5 protein-coding genes are annotated in these 8,190 nt (G+C 71.7%); all 5 read right to left on the bottom strand.

Features of this window, described 5'->3' with window-relative positions:
• Nucleotides 1–202 precede the first annotated feature (202 nt).
• Nucleotides 203–3,367, bottom strand: a complete 3,165-nt coding sequence (locus tag AAC134_RS22880) for an efflux RND transporter permease subunit (RefSeq protein WP_339951955.1) — start codon at nucleotides 3,365–3,367, stop codon at nucleotides 203–205.
• Between the two features lie 10 nt (nucleotides 3,368–3,377).
• Nucleotides 3,378–4,607, bottom strand: a complete 1,230-nt coding sequence (locus AAC134_RS22875; RefSeq protein WP_339951953.1) for an efflux RND transporter periplasmic adaptor subunit — start codon at nucleotides 4,605–4,607, stop codon at nucleotides 3,378–3,380.
• A gap of 11 nt (nucleotides 4,608–4,618) precedes the next feature.
• Complete coding sequence (locus AAC134_RS22870; protein WP_339951951.1) at nucleotides 4,619–5,263, bottom strand: TetR/AcrR family transcriptional regulator; 645 nt, start codon at nucleotides 5,261–5,263, stop codon at nucleotides 4,619–4,621.
• A gap of 238 nt (nucleotides 5,264–5,501) precedes the next feature.
• Entirely contained in the window at nucleotides 5,502–6,719 is a 1,218-nt protein-coding gene (locus AAC134_RS22865; RefSeq protein WP_339951949.1) for a CoA transferase, read from the bottom strand.
• Nucleotides 6,716–7,993: a CoA transferase gene (locus AAC134_RS22860; protein ID WP_339951947.1), complete on the bottom strand. Its 1,278-nt coding sequence runs from the start codon at nucleotides 7,991–7,993 to the stop codon at nucleotides 6,716–6,718. The genes AAC134_RS22865 and AAC134_RS22860 overlap by 4 nt, the downstream gene beginning before the upstream one ends.
• Between the last annotated feature and the right edge of the window lie 197 nt (nucleotides 7,994–8,190).

Genomic DNA, 8,190 nt, shown 5'->3' with positions numbered 1-8,190 from the left:
GCTACTGAGCGCCCCTGGCGCAACGCCCGACCCCCCCTCGCAAAGCGCCTGTTCTTGGGTGAGTCGGGAGCCCGCCGGAGGCTCCCGTCCTCCCCTCCCAGGCGCTCTCCCCACCCCATGCGCGACGCAGCCAAGCCCGCCCGCAGGGCGCCCGCTCTCCGTCACCGGAACGGCCGCCCCCGGGGGGGCGGCCGTCTGATGGTCAGGCCTTGAAGAGGTTCCCGTCCGCGTCGCGTTCGGGTTCGGGCGCCGGCGGGGCCGGGGGCGGCTTTTTCGCCTTCCCCCCCATCCACTTCATCACGAAGGCGAAGAACGCCGGCACGAAGATCACCGCCAGCAGCGTCGCCGAGATCATGCCCCCCAGCACCGCGATCCCGATCGCGTTCTGCGAGGCCGAGGACGCCCCCGTCGCGATCGCCAGCGGCGTCACGCCCAGCGTGAAGGCGAGCGAGGTCATGATGATCGGCCGGAAACGGAGCTTGGCCGCCTCGACCGTGGCGTCGAGCAGGCTCATGCCCTCGTCGCGCAGGTCCTTGGCGAACTCCACGATCAGGATCGCGTTCTTGGCCGACAGGCCCATGATCGCGATCAGGCCCACCTTGAAGTAGACGTCGTTCGACATCCCGTGCCAGGTCACCCCCAGCACCGCCCCGATCGCGCCCAGCGGCACCACCATCATCACCGACAGCGGGATCGCCCAGCTCTCGTAGAGGGCGGCCAGCAGCAGGAACACGAACACCGCCGACAGCGCGATCAGGAACGGCGCCTGGCTGCCCGACTGGATCTCCTGCAGCGACTGGCCGGTCCACTCGTACCCGAAGCCGTCCGGCAGCTCGCCCATCAGCCGCTCCATCTCCTCGATCGCCTGGCCCGAGGAATAGCCCTCGGCCGCCGAGCCCGAAATGCGGATCGAGGGATAGCCGTTGTAGCCCACGATCTGCAGCGGCCCGCGGATCCAGTCCACCGAGGCGAAGGCCGACAGCGGCACCATCCCCCCCAGAGAGTTCCGCACGTTCAGGCTCAGCACGTCTTCGGGCGTCATCCGGGCGTCGTCCTGGGCCATCAGCATCACCCGCTGCATGCGCCCGGAGTTGGGGAAGTCGTTGGCGTAGGCCGAGCCCAGGAACGAGGTCAGCGTGGCGTTGATGTCCGAGAACGCCACCCCGAAGGTGTTGGCCTTCTCGCGGTCGAGCGTCACCCTGAGCTGCGGCGCGTCGGGCAGGCCCGAGACCCGCAGCCCCGTCACCACCTGCGACTGCCCCGCCGCGGCCAGAAGCTGATCGCGCGCGGCATAGAGCGCGGCGATGCCCGCGTCGTTGCGGTCCTGCAGACGGAAGTCGAAGCCCGAGGAGGTGCCCAGCCCCTGGATCGGCGGCGGCGAGAGCGCGAACGCAAACCCGTCCTTCTCGCCCCACAGCATGCCGGTGATCCGGCCGGCGATGGCCTGGGCCGACTGGTCGGGCCCGCGCTCGGACCAGTCCTTGAGGGTGATGAAGGCCAGCGCCGCGTTCTGCCCGCCGCCCGAGAACGAGAAGCCCTGGATCGCCACGATGTCCTGCACCGACTCCTGGCTGCCCGCGACGCCTTCCACGGTCTTCACGAACTCCAGCGTGCGGTTGAAGCTCGCTTCGGGCGGGGTCTGCATGTCGACGATCAGGAAGCCCTGATCCTCGTTGGGCAGGAAGGAGGAGGGCAGGTTGGTCCAGCTCCAGCCCAGGAACCCCACCAGTCCGAGATAGAGGATCATCATGATCCCCGCCCGCCGCGCGGCCAGGCCCGCAAAGCGCGCATAGCCGTTGGTGGCCCGGTCGAAGCCGCGGTTGAACCATCCCAGCGGCCCGCGCTTGGCCATTTGGTGGCCGGCCTTGACCGGCTTGAGGAAGCTCGCGCACAGCGCCGGTGTCAGCGACAGCGCCAGGAACCCCGAGAACAGGATCGAGACGACCATCGTCAGCGAGAACTGCCGGTAGATCACCCCCACCGCGCCCGGGAAGAAGGCCATCGGGATGAACACCGCCGAGAGCACCAGCGTGATGCCCACGATGGCGCCCGAGATCTGGCCCATCGCCTTGCGGGTCGCCTCCTTGGGGGGCAGCCCCTCCTCGGACATGATCCGCTCGACGTTCTCGACCACCACGATGGCGTCGTCGACCAGGATGCCGATCGCCAGCACCATGGCGAACATGGTCAGCACGTTGATCGAGAACCCCGCCACCAGCATCACCGCGCAGGCCCCCAGCAGCGCCACCGGCACCACCAGCGTCGGGATCACGGTGTAGCGGAAGCTCTGCAGGAACAGCAGCATCACCAGGAACACCAGCCCCACCGCCTCGAGCAGGGTGTGCAGCACCTTCTCGATCGACAGTTCCACGAAGGGCGAGGTGTCGTAGGGCACCGAGTACTCGATCCCCTCGGGGAAATACTGGGCCAGGTCCTCCATCGCCTCGCGCACCGCCGCGGAGGTGTTGATCGCGTTGCCCTCGGGCGAGAGCTGCACGCCCAGCGCCGCCGCGGAATCGCCGTTGAGACGGGACGAGAAATTGTAGCTCTCGGCCCCGATCTCGACCCGGGCCACGTCCTTCAGGCGCACCACCGCGCCGTCGGCGTTGGCGCGCAGCAGGATCTGCTCGAACGCCGCGACCGAGCTCAGCTGCCCGCGCACCACCACCGTGGCGGTGATGGTCTGGTCGAGGGGATTGGGCGCCGCCCCGATCGAGCCCGCGGCCACCTGCGCATTCTGGGCGCGGATCGCGGCCAGCACGTCGTTGGTGGTCAGGTTCAGGCCCAGCATCTTGTCGGGATCAAGCCAGATGCGCATCGCGCGCTCGGCCGAGAACACCTGCGCCCCGCCCACGCCCTCGATGCGCCGGATCTCGCCGGCGATGTTGCGGCTGAGGTAGTCGCCCAGCCCCACCGGGCTGACCGACCCGTCGGTCGAGCGCAGCGCGACGACCATCAGGAACCCCGAGGCCGAGGTCTCGACGTCGATGCCCAGCCGGGTCACCGTCTCGGGCAGGCGCGATTCCACCCGCCGGATCCGGTTCTGCACGTCCACCTGCGCCTGGTCGAGCGAGGAGCCCGGCTGGAAGGTGGCGGTGATCTGCACCCGGCCCGAGGCCTCGGAGGTGCTCTCGAAATACAGCAGGCCGTCGATGCCGTTCAGCTCGTCCTCGATGGGACGGGTGACGGCCTGGTAAAGGTCCTCGGGCGCCGCGCCGGGGTAAGTCGCGGTGATCTGGACCGAGGGCGGCGCGACGTTGGGATACTGCGCGATCGGCAGCTGCGGGATCGCCAGCGCGCCGCCGATCATGATGAAGATCGCGACGACCCAGGCGAAGATCGGCCGGTCGATGAAGAAACGGGGCATCGGGTCTCTCTCAGCCGTCGTTTGCGGGCGCGGCCGCGGCGGCGCCGTCGGCCGCCGCGGTCTCGGGGCGCCAGGGCTGCGGGGTCACGGTCGCGCCGGGTCCGGTCTTCTGGAAGCCCTCGACCACCACCCGGTCGCCGGCGTTCAGGCCGCTGCGGATCACCCAGCGACCCTCGACGATGCGGTCGGTCTCGACCACGCGGGCCTGCAGCTTGTCGCCCTCGCCCACGATCCACAGCATCGCCTGCCCGTCGGAGCCGCGCTGGATCGCCTGCACCGGCACCGCCAGCGCCTGCGGCTCGACGCCCTGCTCGATCTGCACGCGCACGTACATGCCCGGCAGCAGGTCGCCGTCGGGATTGGGGAACTCGGCGCGCAGGGTCACCTGGCCGGTGGTCTCGTCGACCGTCGATTCCGAGAACAGCAGCCGGCCTTCGGCCTCGTAGGCCGCGCCGTCGTCGAACATCAGCCGCACCGCCACGTCCCCGCCTTCCGAACGCGACAGCGCCCCCGCCTTGAACGCCTTGCGCAGGGACAGCAGATCGGTCGCCGACTGGGTGAAGTCGGCGTAGACCGGATCAAGCTGCTGGATCGTGGCGAGGCTCTCGCCCTGGGCCGAGACCAGCGCCCCCTCGGTGATCCGGGCCCGCCCGATGCGTCCCGAGATCGGGGCCCGCACCTCGGCGTAGTGCATGTTCAACTCGGCCGCGCGCAGCTCGGCCTCGGCCACGGCCACCGCGGCCGTCGCCTGGGCGAGCTCGGAGGCCGCGTCGTCGAACTGCTGGGCCGAGACGACGCGACGCTCGCGCAGCTCCACCTGCCGGTCGGAGGCCTGCTCGGCCCGGACGCGGGCGGCCTCGGCGCGCTCGACGGCGGCCTGGGCGCGGTCGACCTGGACCTGGAACGGGGCCGAGTCGATGCGATAGAGGATGTCGCCCTGCTCGACATGGGCGCCCTGGGTGAACACCCGCTCCTCGATGATGCCCGCGATCCGCGGGCGCACCTCGGCGATGCGGGTGGGCGCGACGCGGCCGGGCAGCTCGTTGACCACCGGGATCGCCTCGGGCGTGGCGGTGACGACCGAGACCGCCTGGGGCGGGGGCGCGCCCCCGCCCGCCCCCTGCGCCAGGGCGCCGAGCGGGGCGGTCGCAAGGACTGCCGCGGCGAGGCCGCACAGCAGCGGCCGGGCGCCGGCCGGCAGCGCGAAGGATCGCGCCGGGCGCGCGGAACATCTGGACATGGACGGTCTCCTCAGCCTCGGCCGCCGCCGCACGGCCGGCCTGCGGGCCCGGCCGACGGCGCGCCGTCATCGTCATGCGAAGCGCCCGGGACCAGGTCCCCGACGCCGGGTTCGTGCCTCGCGATCCAGGCGATCGCGGAGAGGAGCCGCGCGCGCTGCGCCGGCTCGAACTGGTGAAGGTCGAAGCGCTCGAGCGACAGCAGACCCTCGATGGCCAGAAGCGCGCACAGCGCTCCGGTGGGCGTGTCGGCGTCGCGCTCGGCGCGCGCAAACCGGTCGGCGACGTCGCGCCGGATCGGCTCGCGCAGCGCCTCGTCCGAGAACACCGCCGCCGAAAGCGACACCGCCACCGCGCGGTCGTCCTGGGGGATCGGCTCGGCGATCATCTCCAGCACCGCCTGCACCGCGCGTTCGGGACGGTCGATCAGCTCGGCCTCGCGCTGCGCGCAGCGGCCGTGCCAGTCGTCTATACGCCGCTCGATGATGGCGCGGATCAGTCCGTGCTTGGAGCCGACCGCATAGAGGACGCTGGACTTGGAAATCCCCGCCTCGTTCGCCACGGCGTCGAGCGTCAGCCGCGCCGCGCCATCCCGGCGCACCACGGTTTCGGCCGCGTCCAGAAGCGCGGTGTCTGCGATGGCTCGTTTCCGTCCCAAGGGATGTCCCGGCGCCTGATGGTTTTTCCGACCAAGCGGTTGGATATCTCGCGGATGCGGAACGGTCAACGCCGCTTTCGCGCAATTATTCGGCGCCGCGTCATGAACAGGGTTAACCGCCCGCGGGCGACGTCGCGGCCCCCTCAACGCAGATGCCCCGCCCGCGAAAGCGCGGACGGGGCGTGAGGAAGCGTCGGTCAGAGGAAGGCGCGCTCCGGGGACGGGGAGCGCCCGGGCCTCAGGGCATCGCGCCCGCAGCCTTGAGGGCGTCGAGCTTCGCGGCGTCATAGCCCAGGATGCCGGTCAGCACCGCCTCCTGGTCGCGGCCGTACTCGGGCGCGGGGCGGGCCACATGGGCCGGCGTGGCCGAGAGGGCGAAGCGGCTGGCCTCGACCGTCGCCTGGCCGATCTGGGGATGGGGCACGCGCTCCCAGTGGCCCAGGTGCTCCAGTTGCGGATCCTCGGCGAGGTCGGCGGCGTTGGCGACCGTCGAGGCCGCGACGCCCAGACCCTGCAGCGCCTGGGCCGTCGCCACCGGATCGCGCGTCGCGGTCCAAGCGCCCACGATCTCGTCGAGCTCCGCCTCGGCGGCCTTACGGCCTGCGAGCGTGGCGAAGCGGGCGTCGCTGGCGGCGCCGCCGATCTCGGCGGCCAGCGCGGTCCAGGCGGCGTCGTTCTGCGCCGCCACGGCGATCCAGCGGGGATCCTCCCCCTCCTTCGTCAGGGCGGGGTAGACGCCATGCGGCGCCATGGCGGCGTCACGGTTGCCCTCGGCCTTGGCGATGCGCCCCGTCGCGCCGTAGTCGGCGAAGGCCGAGGCCAGGAACTGCATGCCGGTCTCGGCCTGACCGAGGTCGATGTAGCAGCCCTCGCCCGAGCGCGCCCGCCAGTCGAGCGCGGCGAGCACCATCGGGATCCCGAAGCGCGGCGCGACATAGTCGGTGTAGGGGCCGAAGGGACCGGTCGGCAGCCCCTCCTCGGGACCCACCAGCCCCTGGTAGCCCGACATCGCGGCCCCGATGTTGCCAAAGCCCGCCAGCGCCTTCCAGGGCCCCGCCTGGCCCATCAGCGAGGTCGAGACCATGATGATCTTCGGGTTGATCGCCTTGAGGCTGTCGTAGTCGAGGCCCCAGCGGTTGACCTGGCCGGGGGCGAAGCTCTCGACCACCACGTCGGCCCAGGCGGCCAGCTCGCGCACCACGTCGCGGGCGTCCTCGTTCTGCAGGTCGAGCGCGAGACCCAGCTTGCCGGCGTTGCCGTTGGCGTAGCAGGCCGAGCGCTGCACGTCGTAGCCGCCGCCGTAGTAGGGGCCGATGGCGCGCGCGGTGTCGACGCGCTTGGGATGCTCGACCCGCACCACCGTGGCGCCGAAGTCGGCGAGGCTGCGCCCGATCATCGGCCCGGCCACGACCCAGGCGAGGTCCAGGACCTTGATGTCCGCGAGAGGTCCGCTCATTGCGCCGCTCCTTCCGTGATCGTCTGCCGGGCCGCGCCGCGCGCGCCCAGCCAGTCCTCGAGCGCCGCGTCGCCGCCCTCGCCCAGCGCGGGGGCGGGCGCGTCAGGGGCGAAGGCGGGGGCGGCGGTCATCGCGAAGGGGCCGGGGAGCAGGGTCTCCTGGCCCTCCGCGTCGCTCACCTTGCGGAAGAAGCCGCGGGCCGTCTCGTGCGGGCTCTTGTAGAGGCTGTCGGTGGTGGTCACCGGGGCCAGCAGCAGGCGGTTGGCGATGGCGAGCTCGACCGACTCGTCCTGGGTGATCGTGCGCAGGAAGGCGCCGACCTCCTCGCGGCAGGCCTCGAGGTCGTCGTCGTCGACCTCGTCGGCCATGATCTTCTCGTGGATGGTGGACCAGTCCCAGTCGTGGAAGCGCTCCGAGAGGGCGCCCTTCTCCTTCATCACCTTCATGAAGTTGTTGGTGAAGCGCCCGGTGGCGGGGCCCATGGCGAGATGAATCTCGAGCAGGCCGTCCTTGCCCTCCCACTTCGAGCGGGCGGTGCGCGCGCCCGAGCCCGAGAGGTCGAGCGGCTTCTTGGAGCCGGTGTAGCGCGGGCGCAGGGAGAAGTCGGGGTGGCCCACGACCGAGGCGAGGCTGCCCGAGAGCGTGGCCGAGGTCGAGGAGCGCTGCACCGAGGTCGAGACCTTCTGCCCCTCGCCCGAGGCGTGGCGGTGGAACAGCGCCACCATCGCGCCGCACACGGCGTCGGAGGCGGCGAAGTGCCAGGCCTGCGGGACCGAGATGCGCGTGGGCGTGCCGCCGGCCATGGCGGTGGGCGCCAGCGGCCCGGCCGAGGCCCAGAGCACGAGGTCGGACTCGGCCCAGTCGGCCTTGGGTCCGGTCTCGCCCCACGGCGTGATCAGCAGGTGGATGGCGCGCGGGTTGATCGCGGCGATCTCCTCGGGGCTCAGGCGGGCGGCCTCGTTGGGGCTGCGGGATTCGATGACGAAATCGGCCTTCGCGACGAGGGCCTTGAGCGTCTCGGCGTCGCCGGGGTCGTTCGGGTCCAGCGCCAGGCTGCGCTTGCCCGCGGCGTAGGCGGCCCAGTGCATCGAGCGGCCGGCCTCGTCGAAGGGGCCGACGCGGCGGCCGTCGGAGCCTTCGGGCGGCTCGATCTGCAGGACGTCGCAGCCCATCTGGGCGAGCATGCGCCCGGCGAGCAGGCCGCGGCGGTCGCTCAGGTCCAGGGCGCGATAGGGGGCGAGGAAGCCCGTGCGGCCTCCGGCGTCTTGGGTCATGCATCCTCCCGCGCCGGCGTTCAGTTGCCGGCTGAAGTTCCTTGTGGCGCGCGCTGGGCGACGCGGTCCTCGTCTGGAGCGACGAGCCGGTCCCCCGCGACGCGCAGGGTCGGCCGCGGCGAACGCGACCGGCCGTCCGGTCAGTTTGCCATGCCCCGCCGAGGGTTGCCAGAGGGGCAGGCCGCCGCGCCGGGGGG

The sequence above is a fragment of the uncultured Albimonas sp. genome (assembly GCF_963977235.1).
In the GTDB taxonomy this organism is placed as follows: domain Bacteria; phylum Pseudomonadota; class Alphaproteobacteria; order Rhodobacterales; family Rhodobacteraceae; genus Albimonas.
The sequence above is the reverse complement of the archived record's forward strand: the minus strand, read 5'-3'. Positions and strand labels throughout refer to the sequence as shown.